At 62.1% G+C, this 16,607-nt stretch carries 9 protein-coding genes, 1 tRNA gene and 1 pseudogene; 9 read left to right on the plus strand and 2 right to left on the minus strand.

Annotation, left to right across the window (positions count from 1 at the left end; genetic code table 11):
* The 4 genes from pgaB (at position 1) to UCMB321_RS28770 (ending at position 9,287) form a co-directional block, all read left to right on the plus strand.
* Entirely contained in the window at positions 1 to 1,998 is a 1,998-nt protein-coding gene (gene pgaB / locus UCMB321_RS28755) for a poly-beta-1,6-N-acetyl-D-glucosamine N-deacetylase PgaB (protein WP_040071994.1), read from the plus strand.
* Positions 1,999 to 2,001: 3 nt separating this feature from the next.
* Positions 2,002 to 3,357: a poly-beta-1,6-N-acetyl-D-glucosamine synthase gene (gene pgaC, locus UCMB321_RS28760; protein ID WP_040071957.1), complete on the plus strand. Its 1,356-nt coding sequence runs from the start codon at positions 2,002 to 2,004 to the stop codon at positions 3,355 to 3,357.
* Entirely contained in the window at positions 3,354 to 3,866 is a 513-nt protein-coding gene (pgaD, locus tag UCMB321_RS28765; protein WP_040071958.1) for a poly-beta-1,6-N-acetyl-D-glucosamine biosynthesis protein PgaD, read from the plus strand. The genes pgaC and pgaD overlap by 4 nt, the downstream gene beginning before the upstream one ends.
* Positions 3,867 to 4,001: 135 nt before the next feature.
* The gene (locus tag UCMB321_RS28770) at positions 4,002 to 9,287 is read left to right on the plus strand and encodes a dermonecrotic toxin domain-containing protein (RefSeq protein WP_040071959.1); all 5,286 of its coding nucleotides are present in this window, start codon (positions 4,002 to 4,004) and stop codon (positions 9,285 to 9,287) included.
* A 179-nt stretch (positions 9,288 to 9,466) separates the two neighbouring features.
* Here the strand turns inward: UCMB321_RS28770 and UCMB321_RS28775 are convergent, their stop codons facing one another.
* Entirely contained in the window at positions 9,467 to 10,474 is a 1,008-nt protein-coding gene (locus UCMB321_RS28775; RefSeq protein ID WP_040071960.1) for an Abi family protein, read from the minus strand.
* 448 nt (positions 10,475 to 10,922) lie between these two features.
* On the opposite strand from UCMB321_RS28775, the gene UCMB321_RS28780 reads away from it, so the two are divergent.
* Positions 10,923 to 11,183, plus strand: coding sequence for a hypothetical protein (locus UCMB321_RS28780; RefSeq protein WP_040071961.1), 261 nt, complete (start codon positions 10,923 to 10,925; stop codon positions 11,181 to 11,183).
* 225 nt (positions 11,184 to 11,408) lie between these two features.
* Here the strand turns inward: UCMB321_RS28780 and UCMB321_RS28785 are convergent.
* Positions 11,409 to 11,485: transfer RNA gene (locus tag UCMB321_RS28785), tRNA-Arg, on the minus strand.
* A gap of 252 nt (positions 11,486 to 11,737) precedes the next feature.
* On the opposite strand from UCMB321_RS28785, the pseudogene UCMB321_RS28790 reads away from it, so the two are divergent.
* From UCMB321_RS28790 to UCMB321_RS28805, 4 genes and pseudogenes are all read left to right on the plus strand, one after another.
* A pseudogene (locus UCMB321_RS28790) lies at positions 11,738 to 12,033 on the plus strand (RebB family R body protein).
* Between the two features lie 320 nt (positions 12,034 to 12,353).
* Positions 12,354 to 13,796: an NADP-dependent succinate-semialdehyde dehydrogenase gene (gene gabD / locus UCMB321_RS28795; RefSeq protein WP_040071962.1), complete on the plus strand. Its 1,443-nt coding sequence runs from the start codon at positions 12,354 to 12,356 to the stop codon at positions 13,794 to 13,796.
* 174 nt (positions 13,797 to 13,970) lie between these two features.
* The gene (gabT, locus tag UCMB321_RS28800) at positions 13,971 to 15,254 is read left to right on the plus strand and encodes a 4-aminobutyrate--2-oxoglutarate transaminase (protein ID WP_040071963.1); all 1,284 of its coding nucleotides are present in this window, start codon (positions 13,971 to 13,973) and stop codon (positions 15,252 to 15,254) included.
* Positions 15,255 to 15,386: 132 nt separating this feature from the next.
* Complete coding sequence (locus UCMB321_RS28805; protein ID WP_040071964.1) at positions 15,387 to 16,598, plus strand: HDOD domain-containing protein; 1,212 nt, start codon at positions 15,387 to 15,389, stop codon at positions 16,596 to 16,598.
* The last annotated feature ends 9 nt before the right edge of the window (positions 16,599 to 16,607 follow it).

The following is a 16,607-nucleotide window of genomic DNA, read 5'->3' on the forward strand; positions in this document are numbered from 1 at the left end:
ATGCCCACGTTGATGCGTTGCATCCTGCTACTGGGAGCCTTGCTGGTCAGCGCCTGCGCCCAGAAGCCGATGCTGTTCGTCGAACCCGCGCAGCGGCCGGTGCCGATCAATCAAGCCCCCTGGCCGAAGAACCAGGTGCTGGCCCTCACCTACCATGACATCGCGGACAGCGATCCCGATCAGGCCGTGGTGGGCGTGCGGACCGAACGGCTGATCCAGCAGCTTGCGTGGTTGCGGGAGAACAACTATCGGCCGGTGAGCGTGGATCAGATCCTCGCGGCCCGCAAGGGCGGCCCGGAGTTGCCGCCCAAGGCGGTGCTGTTGACCTTCGATGACGGTTATTCGAGCTTCTATACCCGGGTGATGCCGGTGCTCAGGAGTTATCAATGGCCTGCCGTGCTGGCGCCGGTGGGGGTGTGGATCGATACCCCGGCGGACAAACCGGTGGATTTCGCCGGTCAGTTGCGTCCGCGCTCCGAGTTCCTGACCTGGGCGCAGATCAAGGAAGTCGCGGCTTCCGGGCTGGTGGAAATTGCCGCTCACACCAACGCCGGCCACCATGGCATGGTTGCCAACCCCCAGGGCAGCCTGCAACCGGCCGCGACGACCCGTGGTTATGACATGGCAACCGGTCGTTATGAAAGCGAGGCCGACTTCCGGAACCGTCTGCAGGAGGACGTTACGGCCATCTCGACGAAGATCCGTGCGGCCACCGGTTACTCGCCGCGTGTCTGGATCTGGCCCTATGGTGCCGCCGACGGCACCGCGTTGAGCGTGATCGCCGACCAGGGCTACACGATGGCGCTGACCCTGGAAGACGGCCTCGTCCGTCCCGATCAACTGATGAACAGCCCGCGTTTTCTCGTGGCCGCGGACCCCGATGGCGCCAGCTTCGCCAGCAATATCGTGGCGGTGCAGACCGTGACGCCGCTGCGCGTGATGCATATCGACCTGGATGATGTCTACGACCCGGACCCGGCCCGGCAGGAGATCAATCTGGGCAAGATGATCCAGCGCGTCGTGGACATGGGCGCCAATAGCGTTTTCCTGCAAGCGTTCGCCGATCCCGAAGGCGACGGCCTGGCGCGCTCGCTGTACTTCCCCAACCGTCATCTGCCGGTGCGCGCCGACCTGTTCGACCGTGCCGCCTGGCAACTGCGCACCCGCGCCCACGTCAAGGTCTTCGCCTGGATGCCGGTGCTCGCTTTTGCCCTGGATGAAAAACTCCCCCGCGTGACGCGCTGGGACCCGGCTAGCGGGCAGACCTCGATTGACCCGAAACAGTACAAGCGCCTGTCGCCGTTCGACCCGAACGTACGGCGGATCATTGGCGAAATCTACGAAGACGTCGCCCGCCTGTCCTCGGTCGACGGCATTCTCTACCATGACGATGCGCTGCTGTCGGATTTCGAGGATGCCGGCCCTCAAGCGCTGCGCACCTATGCGGCCAACGGCCTGCCAGGCTCGATGAGCGCCTTGCGCGCCGACCCGGCGACCCTTCAGCGCTGGAGCCGTTTCAAGAGCCGCTACCTGGTCGACTTCACCGACGAGCTGACGGCCAAGGTCCGCGCGATTCGCGGGCCCCAGATCCAGACCGCGCGTAATCTGTTCGCCGAACCGGTGATCGATCCGCAAAGCGAAGCCTGGTTTGCCCAGAACCTCGATGACTTCCTGGCCAGCTACGACTGGACCGCGACCATGGCCATGCCGTTGATGGAGGGGCAGAGCGAGAAACACTCGGGTGACTGGCTGGAGGCATTGGTCGGTAAGGTCAAGCAACGCCCGGGTGCCCTCGACCGCACCGTGTTCGAACTGCAGGCCCGGGACTGGCGCCACAAGCCCGCGACGGACCTTGACGGCGAACAGCTGGCGGAGTGGATGGGCCAGCTCAAGCGCCAGGGCGCCACCAGTTTCGGCTACTACCCGGACAACTTTCTGGACGGCCGCCCGGCTGTCGATGTCGTGCGCCCCGCGCTTTCCAACTACTGGAATCCTTAGATCATGATGGATCGAATCCTGGCACTGATCGTCCTGGCGCTCGTCCTGGGGGTTCCCCTGGGCGTGGTTTTCCTGGTCACCGGACAATTCCTGATGGACTTCGTGTTCTTCTACCCGTTGTTCATGTCGGGGTTGTGGATTGCCGGCGGCTTGTACTTCTGGCTGCACTGGGAGCGCCATTGGCCCTGGGAGGCCGATACCTTGCCACCGCCGCTGCCGGGTGAACCGCTGATCTCGATCCTGATCCCTTGCTTCAACGAAGAGGATAACGTCGCCGAGACCATCGAGGCCGCATTGGCCCAGCGTTACCCGAACATCGAAGTGATCGCCATCAATGACGGTTCCAAGGACAACACCGGCCAACTGCTGGATGAACTGGCGTTGCTGGACCCGCGCTTGCGGGTCATCCACTTGGCGCAGAACCAGGGCAAGGCGGTGGCCTTGCGGATGGGCACCGTGGCGGCGCGCAGCGAGTATTTGCTGTGCATCGACGGCGACGCCTTGCTGGCGCCGAACACGGCGGCCTACATGGTGGCGCCGTTGCTGCAGAACTCGCGCCTGGGGGCCGTCACCGGCAACCCGCGGATCCGTACCCGCTCGACCCTGGTCGGGCGGGTCCAGGTCGGCGAATTTTCCTCGATCATCGGCTTGATCAAGCGCACACAGCGGGTCTTGGGGCGGATCTTCACCATCTCCGGGGTGATCTGCGCCTTCCGCCGCACCGCGCTGGACCGGGTGGGCTACTGGAGCCCGAACATGATCACCGAAGACATCGATGTCAGTTGGAAGCTGCAACTGGACCACTGGAGCATTTTCTACGAGCCGCGGGCCCTGTGCTGGATCCTCATGCCGGAAACCGTGCGCGGGCTGTGGAAACAGCGGTTGCGCTGGGCCCAGGGTGGGGCAGAAGTGTTGTTCAAGAACATCCGGGGTATCTGGCAGTGGCGCCATCGTTACCTGTGGCCGCTGTTGTTCGAATACTGCCTGTCGACGGGCTGGTCGTTCATCCTGCTGTTGTCGATCGTTTTCTATTGCCTGGGGCATTTTATCGAGATACCGGCCGCGATTGCCGTGCATCGCATTGTGCCACCGGCCTTTACCGGGCTGCTGCTGGCGACGGTCTGCCTGGGACAGTTTGCGGTCAGCGTGTTGATCGACCGCCGCTACGAAAGAGATCTCTGGAAAATCATGTTCTGGGTGGTCTGGTATCCGCTGGTGTTCTGGTTCATCAGCTTTTTCACCACCCTGGTCAGCTTTCCCCGGGTGTTGTTCGGTCAGACCAACAAGCGAGCCCGCTGGGTCAGCCCGGATCGGGGGATCAAGCCTGTCGATGATGACAAGCAGAAGGTGCGCTCATGAAAATCATCAGAACCCGCCAGCGGCCTTTCCTGGTGGTAGTCGACACGATCCTGACCCTGCTGGCCTGGACCGGCCTGTTGTATCTGCTGATCCAGGGGTTGTGGCCGTTGTTCGACGGGCATACGGGGCCGCGAATCGATGTCTCGTTCTTCGATGCCCTCAATACCCTGGAGGTTTATCTGTGGATCGGCCTGTTGAATGCGGTGGTGTTGGTCAGCTGGGCGCGGTATCAACAGCGCAAGAGCCGTAGTTTCTCCCAACGCCGTTTGCCGGCGCCGGTGGTCGGGGATGAGGGGTTGAGTCGCAGCTTCAAGCTCAGTGAGGACAAGTTCGCCCGGATGCGCCAGTCCGCAAGGATGGTCGTGCACAACGATGAGCAGGGCGGGGTGCGTGAAGTGTTTACACACCTGTATCGTGTTGAGCCGCAGGAGCAACCGCGGCCGCTGGCGCCGCCGGCTCATCCTCACGTCATCCGGCTGTCGTCGGAGGATGAAGGCGACCGCGCCTGAGATTGTTCCAGGCTTGACCCGAATGCCATGGGCACCGCGCAGTGAACTCGAACGCGGTCCTTAACTATCTAATGCACGGGCACGATAGGCTGCGCTCTACGCTTTTCCCTTTTTCCATGGAACAAGGGAAACCGTATGAACACCCGCGTAGAGGATCCTCGCAGGGAGGCCGCCGAGTCGGCCAATGAGGATGCAACGGCGGTTTTACCCGCCCCTGACGCCGCGCTGAAGCGCTTGGCCGAGAAACTCTCGGAGCGTCTCGCAACCTCGGAACGCCCCAGTCTGCTGCTCAACCGGCTCCAGGCGGCGCTGGTGCGTGGGCTCGATAGCCAGCACCGGCTCAAGAGGCTCTTCGAGCGGGCGCCGCAGATCGGCGCCGTGCTCAAACACTTATTGACCGAGACCTTCGGCCACGATCCGCACCGGCTCCTGTTCACCCCGCCATTGCGCAGCGGCGACGGGCAAACGGCGCGGACCCTGGCGCAGGTGGCCATGTCGCTGTTGCGTAATCCGTTTCTGTCCCTGGAGCCGGGCCATGGGGTTCGATTGAGCCTTGCCGACGAACCGGACAGCGTCCTGCGGCTGGACCCGGAGCAGGTCCTGGGGAGTCTGAAGGCCCTGGGGCTGTCTTCCAGGATCGACAACGCCCTGCGCAGCTATTGGCATCAGCCGGCCGACGATAGCAATGTCTCGCGGCGGGACCGGCTGATCGAACTGCACAAGCTGCTGTTTCACGACAAGGCCTTGCTGGCCTATGGCGTCGACGAGTTGTCCATTGCCGGGTTCAACATGCTGATGGGCTTGCTGGATGCACCGACCCCCGAAGCGCGGACGCTGGCCGGTGGTCGGTGGGCCCGTCTTGCGGTGTCGGAGCTGGTCTGGCCGGGAAAGGCGCAGGCGACGGTGGCGTTGAGCGGAGCCTTGCACTTGCAGGATGCCAGCAGGGCCGAGCGTGGCAGGCAGGTGGTTTTCGTACCCGGTATGTCGGCGGAGTTCTTCGAGTTTGCCAGCCCCGCCGAGCTGCAACGCGGGCTTGCGCAACTGTTCAACGCACCGGGCAACTATCGGCTCTGGCAGTTGCTGGCGTTGTCAGAGCGTCATCAGCTGTTTCCCCAACCGGATGGCCCGGCCCTGGCCTACCACTTCCAGGCCTGCGCGGCGCTCGCCGGCGATGCCCTGGCCCATAGCGCCCTGAGTCGGCTGGATACGCAATTGGCTAATGAATGGGCCGCCGCGCTGTTGCTCAACACGGTGTGCATGCTGCCCGGGGGATTGACCGATGCCGGGCGTCTGACGCCGCTGCAGGCGGTCGAGGCCATGCAGGAGTCGCGCACGGCATTGACACGCTTGCCGCCCCTCGGGACGACGCTTGCGCATCTGCTTCGGCGCGACGAACTGCGCAGAATGTTCGAGATCACTTTCGGCAGCCTGGTGGCGGATCTTCCCGTGCGCCTGCGCCAGGGCAAGGTCCGGCAGCAGGAACGCGGCCTTCTCAAGCTGCTCGATGAGCAAGACCCGGGACGCGACACCCCGGCCTATAGCGAGCTGCTGGCGCGCCATAAGCTTTGGCGACAGCAGGCGGCTGATGTCCAGGGTCTGCTCCAGAACCGGGAAGGGCATTTCCAGTCGGCATTCTGGAGCACCCGGGACCAGGAGGGCCACGATCTTCCCGGCCAGTTGTTCAAAAGGCGCAGCCAGGGGCTTTTGCACGAGGCGCAGATGCAGCATCAGCTCGGGTTGATCGATCAGAAGGAGTTGGAGCGTGTGCTCGATGTGCTGCCGCCACCCCTGGTGGAGGTGCGGGTTGCCAATGACACACGGATCGCCGCCATCAGCCTGGGGCCAGCGAACTCGCCCTGGTCGCTGACGGGGGCCTGCGTCATCAGTACCCGGCAAGCGTTGGCCGATCCGCGCGCGGGCACGTCGGCGCTGCTGTTTGTGCCGGGCCGGCTGGGCGGGCTGCAACGCTTCATGAGCCTCGACAGTCTCTCGCAACGGCTGGAGATCACCTTGCGCAGTCCGGAGTGCGACACCCTCTGGCCACTGATCCCCCGGGACCAGCGTGGCGAGGCGCGCAGTTGGGTGCGGAGTCGGCCTGTCGGCGAACCGATACCCATCCACTATCAGTCCATTGAAACGGACGCCCTGCGGCAGGGACTCCAGCAACAGGTCCAGGACCACCTTCGGGTTTGTCGGCTGATCGAGGGTGGCTTGCGGCCCTTCTCGGAAATCGGCGACGCCCGCAGCTCCCTGCAAATGCTGGCCCATGAGTTGGAGGAGAACCTCGGCGTCCCGGGTCACGATGCCCGGGAGCGCGCGCTGGACAAGGTGGCCGTCCTGCAACTCGGTGCCGTGCAGGCGCAGGGGCTTCCCGGCTGGTTGTCCGCGGCATCACGCGCGGACCGCCAGCAGTACGCACGACTGCTGGCCCGTTACCAGAAACATGTGCAGGCCCTGGAGCTCAAGCTGGAGCGTCAGTTGCCGGATCTGGATGACTTTGCCCGTGGGAAAATCATCGAGCGGCTCAAGCAGGACGGCTTTTATCCGGGGCTGGATATCGACAAGCCGCTGTTCGATCTGCCCGACAGCGTCGAGCGGGTGTGGGTCGGGCATCCTGAACGCACGGTGGCTGAGGCGGGTCCGAAGACGGTGGTCAGTGAGGCGCGCACTACCTACAGCCTCTTGCGCCTGGCCCTGGAAAACCTCGACCCGCAAGCGCCCTGGAGCAAACGTCGGTTGCAGCACGGACGGGTACTGGATCGTGCCTGGCAGCAGCGACTGACGCCGGGTTATCTGATGAGCACGATTTCGGCACTCGATCTTGGCGGCCACTACGACACCCTGATCCAGCGGGCTTTTTACGGTGTCGATGATCCCAGGCTCGAACCGCTACGGGCGTTCGATCAGGCGCTGCTGTACCGGCTGGTCAGGCAACGCGCCCGAATGGAGTTGTTCAGTGCCCGGCAACAGGGATTGAGCGACTGGGCCGCCGAGGTGTTCGAGAGGGCCCTGAGTGCGGAGTGCGCCACGGACCTGCGCAACGAGCGCCTTGAACTCGAATTGCACTTTGTCACCTTCGCCGGCCGGGCGTTTGCCCGGGCCCGGCATGTGGGCAATGCCGTGGCCATCCACGACAAGGTTTGCGCAAGAACGCTCATCTATTTGCCGGGCGCTGCGCATGAGCAGGTGCTGACCGAGCACACTGACCTGGCGGCGGCGCAACGGGCACTGGTCGATATCGGGCGAGCGCCGCAGCGGGTGGTGGACGTTGTGCAAAGGCTGGCGGTCGGCTGGGAGGCGGAAGTCATCGAGGGTTATCCTGCCGAGCGAGACCCGGAGGCGGTGCGCTCAAGGCTCCTGAGTCCTGCGCGCGATGATGGGCTTCCAAACGACCTGATGCCTTTGGGGGCCGATCCGATTGCCACGGTCAATTCCACGTTCAAGGTGGCCAAGAGCTGGTGGACGAGCGAGCCGGAGCAACCGGTGCCGGATCCTGCGGCGCTGGAAAAGGAGGTCAGGCGCGAGATCGCGGAAAATCCCGAACACTGGTTGCGGCTCAGGAAAACCCAACGCTGCGACCTGTCGCTGGTGCTGGCGCATGCCTTTGTCCTGCGGGCGCAGCAACGGGCCCGGACGCTATCGAACTCGGCTCGGCAATTGGCGCAGCTACGCGAGATACGTGAACGCGAACAGCGCTCGGCCTACTGGCTCAGGGTGTTGTCGGTGGTGCCGGTCGTCAGTATTGCGGTCAATGTGCATGAGACGGCCGTGGCTTTGCGCCGGCTTCACCGCAGCGGTGATCCGCACGATGCCTTCGAACTCTTCAAGGCGGCGCATATGACGCTGGTCGATGCCGTGCTGACGTTCTACCCGATGGGCAAGGTGGGCGGTGCGGTCTCCCGGCCGCTACGGGTCGGTCATGGGGGCTGGTCGCGCGCGGCCTTGCGGACCCTCGATCGGCGGCAGAGCCTGTCTCACAAAGGCGCGATGGCCCTGAAAACGAAGGTTGCCGCAAAGCCCAGACCCCTGCTACCCGGGTACGAAGCGACGATTACCCCGGACGATGCGGTGGCCCTGCAGGGTCCGACCAATGCCGGCAGCTATGTGAAAAACGGTGTGCAGTTCATCACCGATGGCAGCAACCGCTACGAGGTCTACCGGCCGAAGGGCGAGAATGCCTTGCGCTTGAAGAAAACCGCTGCCCAGGACAATGAGCTGGTTCTGTATATCCACGAGCCGGGCGAATACCTGTTGCGTGCCGATGCGCCTGAGCCCCAGCCGGGTCCCAGTCGCGCGATGTGGCAACCCTGGACGCGGCCTGCGTTGCCCGAGGCGGTGGGGGCGCCCGTGTTGCAACTGGAGTGGATGACGCGCCGGCCGGCCCTGTTGTCCACGGACTGGAAGGCGTGGGGATTGGCACTGGAGAACGAACAGGTCCTGGAGTTGTCGGCGAGCCGAGGGATGTATGTGAGGCGGGGGGCTGAACACGTTCGGCTGCTGAAGCTCGATGATCGTTATTTCGAACTGCTTCCCGAGGGTTCCCGGATCCATCCCGATATCGTTTTTCTGAAGCGTTCCGTTCCGTTGTCCACCTATGCCGAGGCGGACTTCAAGCTTTGGTGGAGGCACCTGGACGAGCAGCCGATACCGGCCACTTTTGATCAACGCCGCCAGGCCTGGACAGTGCGTGCCCCCTTGTTCAACGAGCCTCTGGAGCGGACCCTGGCGCAACCCCTGGAGGGCATGACGCCGGCCAGCCTGCAGAGGACGATCAGCCGGCTGATCGAGCGAACCGATGTGGAACATACGTCGGTTACGGCAACCCGGATGGTAGCGCTCAAGCGCACGCAGGAAGCCTGGAGTTCACGGGGCGTGCACCTTGATGTGCTGTTGCGCGAACTCGATGCCCAGTCCCTTGGGCGGACTCACTTTCCCATCGGTCGTGCGACCGGTACAACGAGCTTTTACCGGTTGGACTTTGATCCGCCCCAGGCCGTGGACCCTCGGCTTTTCGACACCAGGGGGGCGGCGCGCATTGCCGAGTTGGCCTCGAACAGCGAGAACGCCGTTATCGGCGTCTTGCGTCGTCATGGCTTTGTCGTGACCGAGATCCCGAAATCCCAATCCTTCAACACGGTCAACCTGTTCTGTACCCACCCTGGCTCGGACCATCTCTACTACATCATGCTCAAATGGACCGACAAGCTCTCGGTGCCCATGACCCGCTACCAAGGGGGCCCACGGCAGTTGACGGATGGCTGGTTCAACCGGCATTTCGACCTGAGGCCCCTGGGTCAGCGCGCGCTGCTCAAACCGGTCAAGGAGGCCCTGAACCAGGGGCGTTTGGTGAAGATCATCGCGGGGTTGCAGCGGTCGGGGGATACCGGGCTGGTGACGGTGTTTTTTGCCAGGGCGCAATAGGGGGGCAGTGTGCGGCAGCCATAGCGGTTACCCGAGGTGGGTTTGCTGGAGCGATTGTGTTTACTGGTGTTGACGGGAGGGCTCTCGCCTTTATAATCGTCCGTAACACGGCCCCTCTCGGTTGATGCGCTTCGGTGCTGAGACTGCTTAGGGGTTTTTTATTGCCTGGATTTTTCCGTTTACCAGCCATGCCTCTGCCAATCGTGGTTGACCCCTATGCCCTCCAGATTGAGATCGAGGTGGGACAAATTCGGGAAATCATTCTCCAGCAGCGCTTTTAGTCGTCTCCCCCAGCTTGATGAAGGGTTAATGACTTTCATCAGATGTTGGGTGATGCACAAGAGCATGAACGGACGAGCACGTCGGTGTGGGTCGTCATGGAACGCGGATAACGAAGGAACCTGCTCTGCAGGTGGCAGCTTCGGTTGATCAACGATGTTCCGGTTCCACAGGCGACTGTGATGGGCGCATACGTTTCGCAGATAGTTTAGGCTGCGCAGCCAACTGGCGAAGATCCTGCCGTTGCTGATGCCGTATGCCTGAGATATAGCGTCTTGATCAGCCTCGGTCATGCCTGCATAAAGGGTCGATAACGTACCAAAGTCCCAAACCTCGCAGGCTACCCAGACAGCCAGCGGAAGGCCGTATTTTTCCTTGTTGTGACGGATAAAATCTTCGTTCGAGCGGTTGATCAAAGCGGCGTGTTTACCTACCCAGACATGATGCTTGGTTAACCCGGTTTTACCATCCAGCCGGGTGGAGAAGCTCTCATGGAACAGCTCCGGCTTTAGATAGGCAAACTTTTCGTGCTTGCCCAGCCCATGGGATATGTCGACTCGTAAGGCGATTTCGATGCGTTCCAGCGCGTCCAGGGTCAGTAGGCGAAGTTTCTTATCGAAGACATAAAGGTCGACTGCATTTTGGAAAGTGGTACCGGGTTTGAAATTCTCCAGGGGAAACCGGGTAGGTTTGGTCTTGGATGGCTTCTGATTTTTATGCTGGACCAGTGGGCAGCAGATCTCCGTGCGCTCGCGAAAGGCGAACCAGTAACCGCTGAGGCGGTAATAACCGATGCGTTCCAAGTACTCCAAAGCTTTGGGTTGATCAGTCACGACCACTCCCCGAGTCATCAGCAATTCAAGCTGCTCTTGATAGCTCTGCCAAGGTTTGGGATAGCCCTGCGTCATCTGTAAATCATCCTGGTAGTCCTTTTGGCAGCCTTACGTTTTTTAATCGATGGCTCAACACTTGGGAGCGTCAATTGTGTTTCGCAGGATGTCGGAGATGTAACCGCCAGGGACGCCTGGTGAGAATGGTCGCGGGCTTGTAGCGTGTGCTGGTTACGGATCGGGTAGTGGTGTTTTTCGTCAGGGCGCTATAGGTCGTTCAGCGGGCAGCGGTCATCGACGTCGCCCAAGTTGACTTGCGTACTTTGGGTACTGGCCCCTATAGTTCAGTCTGTCACTACACAAGTCAGTGACCGGATTTGGCGATCCGAAACAAGTTAGGTGCAGTCCTGTTTTCTCCTTTCGTAAGTGCTATTGGCATGAGAGGTTTATCGCGGCTGTTCGGGGAGACCTTCGAGTCTGCCGGGTTTACTCACTTGCCGGATCGTCAATTCAGGAGTTACGCAATATGACGCAATACATTTCGCTGCAAACCAACTTCCCCGACCGCCCCGTCCTGCTGATCGACAGCCGCGCTCCTATGGCACAGTTGTTGGAGTGCGCGCAGCAGCGCATCAAGGCGGGTACCGATCTGCTGGAAAGCATCACGTCCGTGAGCATCACCGGCCTTGAAGATAACGACCTGTACCGATTCACCAGTGCCGCGTATCTGCTGCTCCGGGAGGGGGCGGATTTGCTGGAGGTGGTGAGGCGGCGGATTGACGAATAGCCGGCGTTCACCGCTCGTCACAGATTTGAAAGCAAGCTCTGGCGTTTTTTCAGTTTGATAAGCACCAGAACGTCTTGACCCTTCATCGTAGCCTCTGTTAGCGACTGTCCTTTGTCCTAGGACAAAGGACAGTCGCTAACACTGAGGACAGATAAATGCAAAATCCCGATTCTGAAAACCAAAAAAGCCCCAGGTCATCGACCTGAGGCTTTTCGTTGTTGCGTATGGTGCACCAGGCGGGATTCGAACCCACGACCCCTGCCTTCGGAGGGCAGTACTCTATCCAGCTGAGCTACTGGTGCTTATGCGGGCGACATCATACCCATGTCGGCTCGGGGCGTCCATTCAGGTTTTGTCGGGAAATTCTCTTCTTCGGTTTTCAGCGCTCATGGCCCCGGCCCGCCTCGGTTCGAGCAGCCCGTCTGGCAACCATTGACGCCCTCCAGATCCGGGATCACCCTCAGGCAACGCCGGTTTTGCGTGCCGATCCGGCGCCCGCTCCGGTTTCACCCCTGAACCCGGCACGTACTCGTACTGACAAAGGAAGTTAAAGTATGGCTACCGTTAACGATCAAATCACCGATACCGTGACCCAGAGCAACGTCAAGGTGCTGGGCGAAGCCCCTGCCGAGGTGCTGGGCAACCTCTATCAAACCGCGGCCCACTCCACCGGCATCCGGCTCGAAAACGCCGCTGAGGAACAGCAACAGCTGAGCACCGACAGCCAGGCCGCCACCAATCAGGGCGTGATGCAAATCTACAGCCTGGATACCACCGAGAAGATCGCCCAGGCCGGTGTCGCGGATAATCCACCAGCCCGCTGACAGTACTGAAGCCATTCAAATCTTGAACCCATGGCCGGCCACCCCGCCTTCGCGATTTCGAAAGGCATCGCGAAGGCCCCGGGGTACGTTGATCAGAAAAACTCCGCAAAAGCGTCTTTTTCGTTCTTTTTTTCGAACAGACTATTGTCCTTTACCCTAGGCGGCCCTAGGATTCGTTTGAGATTTCAAACGCTCTTGTCTGGGTGCTGAACCGCACATCCATCTCATGTGCGCTATTTATGTGCTTCGGCCCGGTGAATGAATTTCCTGACGGCAGCCCCCAAGGCGCCTTTCTACAATCAATAATTCGCTGCGCGCAAGCGCGGTGCTGTTAAGGAAAGCCTACATGCAGCTCAAAGACACCCAGTTGTTCCGCCAGCAAGCCTTCATCGATGGGGCTTGGGTCGATGCGGACAATGGTCAGACGATCAAGGTCAACAACCCGGCCACCGGCGAAATCCTCGGGACCGTGCCGAAAATGGGCACTGCCGAAACCCGCCGTGCCATCGAAGCCGCCGACAAGGCCCTGCCGGCCTGGCGTGCACTGACCGCCAAAGAGCGTGCGAACAAACTGCGTCGCTGGTTCGAACTGATCATCGAGAACCAGGACGACCTGGCCCGCCTGATGACCCTCGAACAAGGCAAGCCATTGGCCGAAGCCAAGGGCGAAATCGTCTACGCCGCCTCCTTCATCGAATGGTTCGCCGAAGAAGCCAAGCGTATCTACGGCGATGTGATTCCGGGCCACCAGCCGGACAAGCGCCTGATCGTGATCAAGCAGCCGATCGGCGTCACCGCCGCCATCACCCCGTGGAACTTCCCGGCCGCGATGATCACCCGTAAAGCCGGCCCGGCCCTGGCCGCCGGTTGCACCATGGTGCTCAAGCCCGCTTCGCAAACCCCGTTCTCGGCCTTCGCCCTGGCCGAACTGGCCCAGCGTGCCGGTATCCCGAAAGGCGTGTTCAGCGTGGTCACCGGCAGCGCCGGCGACATCGGCAGCGAACTGACCAGCAACCCGACCGTGCGCAAGCTGTCCTTCACCGGCTCGACCGAGATCGGTCGCCAGCTGATGGCCGAATGCGCCAAGGACATCAAGAAGGTTTCCCTGGAACTGGGCGGCAACGCGCCCTTCATCGTGTTCGACGACGCGGACCTGGACAAGGCCGTCGAAGGCGCGATCGTCTCCAAGTACCGCAACAACGGCCAGACCTGCGTCTGCGCCAACCGCCTGTACATCCAGGATGGGGTCTACGACGCCTTCGCCGAGAAACTGAAGGCGGCTGTGGCCAAGCTCAAGATCGGCAACGGTCTGGAAGAGGGCACCACCACCGGTCCGCTGATCGACGAGAAAGCCGTGGCCAAGGTCCAGGAACACATCGCCGATGCCCTGGGCAAGGGCGCGACCCTGCTGGCCGGCGGCAAGTCCATCGAAGGCAACTTCTTCGAGCCGACCATCCTGGTCAACGTCTCCAAGGACGCCGCCGTGGCCAAGGAAGAAACCTTCGGTCCATTGGCCCCGCTGTTCCGCTTCAAAGACGAAGCCGAAGTGATCGCGATGTCCAACGACACCGAGTTCGGCCTGGCCTCGTACTTCTACGCCCGTGACCTGGGCCGTGTGTTCCGTGTGGCCGAGGCCCTGGAATACGGCATGGTCGGTGTCAACACCGGGCTGATCTCCAACGAAGTCGCGCCGTTCGGCGGCATCAAGGCTTCGGGCCTGGGCCGTGAAGGCTCCAAGTACGGCATCGAAGACTACCTGGAAATCAAATATCTCTGCCTGGGCGTGTAATCCAGTCAGGTGGTTCAGCGAGAGGGGCACGAGAGCGCTGCCCCTGTCGCGTTTCAAACGATACTTCAGTGTGGCCGGAACGCTGTGCCAGTCGATCATCGTATGCTGGTGCAGTGCCTCCCTGCCGCGTCATCCTTGAATCACGCCGCCCGATGAGCGGTGAATGAGGACACCATGAGCAAGACCAACGCATCCCTGATGAAACGCCGCGAAGCCGCTGTACCCCGCGGTGTCGGCCAGATCCACCCGATTTTCGCCGAGTCGGCGAAGAACGCCACTGTGACCGACGTCGAAGGCCGCGAGTTCATCGACTTCGCCGGCGGTATCGCCGTGCTGAACACCGGCCACGTGCACCCGAAAATCATCGCCGCCGTGACCGAACAGCTGAACAAGCTGACCCACACCTGCTTCCAGGTCCTGGCCTACGAACCCTACGTAGAGCTGTGCGAGAAAGTGAACGCCAAGGTGCCGGGTGATTTCGCCAAGAAAACCCTGCTGGTCACCACCGGTTCGGAAGCTGTGGAAAACGCCGTGAAAATCGCCCGTGCCGCTACTGGCCGTGCCGGCGTGATCGCCTTCACCGGCGCCTACCACGGTCGCACCATGATGACCCTGGGCCTGACCGGTAAAGTCGTGCCTTACTCGGCCGGCATGGGCCTGATGCCTGGCGGCATCTTCCGCGCGCTGTACCCGAACGAACTGCACGGCGTGAGCATCGACGACTCCATCGCCAGCATCGAGCGCATCTTCAAGAACGATGCCGAGCCACGTGATATCGCCGCGATCATCATCGAGCCGGTCCAGGGCGAAGGCGGTTTCTACGTCGCGCCAAAAGAATTCATGAAGCGCCTGCGTGCCCTGTGCGACCAGCACGGCATCCTGCTGATCGCCGACGAAGTGCAGACCGGCGCCGGTCGTACCGGTACCTTCTTCGCCATGGAACAGATGGGCGTTGCCGCCGACCTGACCACCTTCGCCAAATCCATCGCCGGCGGCTTCCCGCTGGCCGGTGTCTGCGGCAAGGCCGAATACATGGACGCCATCGCCCCAGGCGGCCTGGGCGGCACCTACGCCGGTAGCCCGATTGCTTGCGCCGCGGCCCTGGCCGTGATGGAAGTGTTCGAGGAAGAGCACCTGCTGGATCGCTGCAAAGCGGTCGGCGAGCGCCTGGTGACCGGCCTGAAGCGGATTCAGGCCAAGCACCCGGCAGTGATCGGTGAAGTGCGTGCCCTGGGCGCGATGATCGCCGTGGAACTGTTCGAAGGCGGCGACAGCCACAAGCCGAACGCGGCCGCCGTGGCCCAGGTCGTGGCCAAGGCCCGTGACAAGGGGCTGATCCTGCTGTCCTGCGGCACCTACGGCAACGTGTTGCGCGTACTGGTCCCGCTGACCTCGCCGGACGAGCAACTGGACAAGGGCCTGGCAATCATCGAAGAGTGCTTCGCCGAGCTCGCCTGAGTTGTGACGTGATCAACAAAAGGACCCGCTTCGGCGGGTTTTTTTGTTTTCTGGCGTCGCAATAGTGGCTTTTGGCTGTATCTGCCCGCGCGCATTGACTAAGGTATCAGGACTGCCCTCGGAGAGTGCTTGATGACTGCTGTGGATTTACCTGCTGCACCCCGTGTATTGATTGCCGAGGCGGACCCTTGGCCACGGGATTTGCTGAAGCAGGTGCTGTTGAGCGTGCGTTGCGATGCACAACTGGAAATCTGTGCCGATGGCCACGAGGCGCTGGAGCTGCTTAACGAGCAAGCGTTCGACCTGGTGATCGCGGACTGGGAGCTGCCGGGTGTCGACGGCCTGAGCCTGCTGCGCGGCTTGCGCCAGAAGAAACGCAATCCGCCGCTGCCGTTCATTCTGGTGGGTGCGCGCAACGACGTGGCCAGCGTGCGGGAAATCCTGCCGCTGCACCCGACTGCCTACCTGACCAAGCCCCTGAGCATGGAAAGCCTGACCCAGCGCCTCCAGGATCTGCTGCTGGATGCCGGGCAGGCGGTCTCGTGCGAAGTTCCGGCGCTGGGGCCGGGCATGAGCCTGGAGAAGTTTCTCGAACACCGCCGCGGGGAGTCGGACGGTGCGCCGTTGATGGCGGACGTGCAGATGGCGGTCAATCGCAGCCTCAATCCCGGCGACCTCGACCTGAAGGCGCTGGAGCAGGATGTTCGCACCGACCCGCAAATCACTGCGGTGTTGATCGCCGCCGCCAACAGTGCGGCGCAGCATCACGGCAGTGGGGTTCAGACCCTGGCCCAGGCGTTGCAACGGCTCGGTGTGGCGCAGAGCATGAACCTGATCCTCGGCCTGACCCTCAAGCGCAGCGCCCGGCTCAGCGACGCGGCCCTGGGCGACTACGCCGAGCGCTACTGGGACCTGTCGCTGCACACGGCCGAATACGGCTACTCCCTGGCACGCTTGCTGGATCTGGACCCGGAGCGTTGTTACTGCGCCGGGCTGTTGCATCGTCTGGGCGACCTGGCCTTGCTGCGTTGTCTGCAAGAGTGGCTGAGCGCGGGAGGTGAGCTGGATGACGAACTGATCGGCGAATCGCTCCATGCCCTGGGCGCGAGCTTCGGTTCGGCGCTGCGCACGCGCTGGCGCCTGCCGCTGGAGCTGCGGGAGCTGATTGCGGCGGTCTACCAGCTTGGTGGCGGGGTTTACTCACGCGAGGCCCTGGTGATGAACCTGGCGGCGCAATTGGCGCGGCTGACACCCCATGAGGGCGTTGAGGACATCGCCAAGGGGCGCACGGCCCGCTTGCTGAAGGTCGGGTTGCCGGAGCTGGTGCGTTTGCGCAAGAACTGACGCTCGCGC

The sequence above is a fragment of the Pseudomonas batumici genome, from assembly GCF_000820515.1.
GTDB lineage: Bacteria > Pseudomonadota > Gammaproteobacteria > Pseudomonadales > Pseudomonadaceae > Aquipseudomonas > Aquipseudomonas batumici.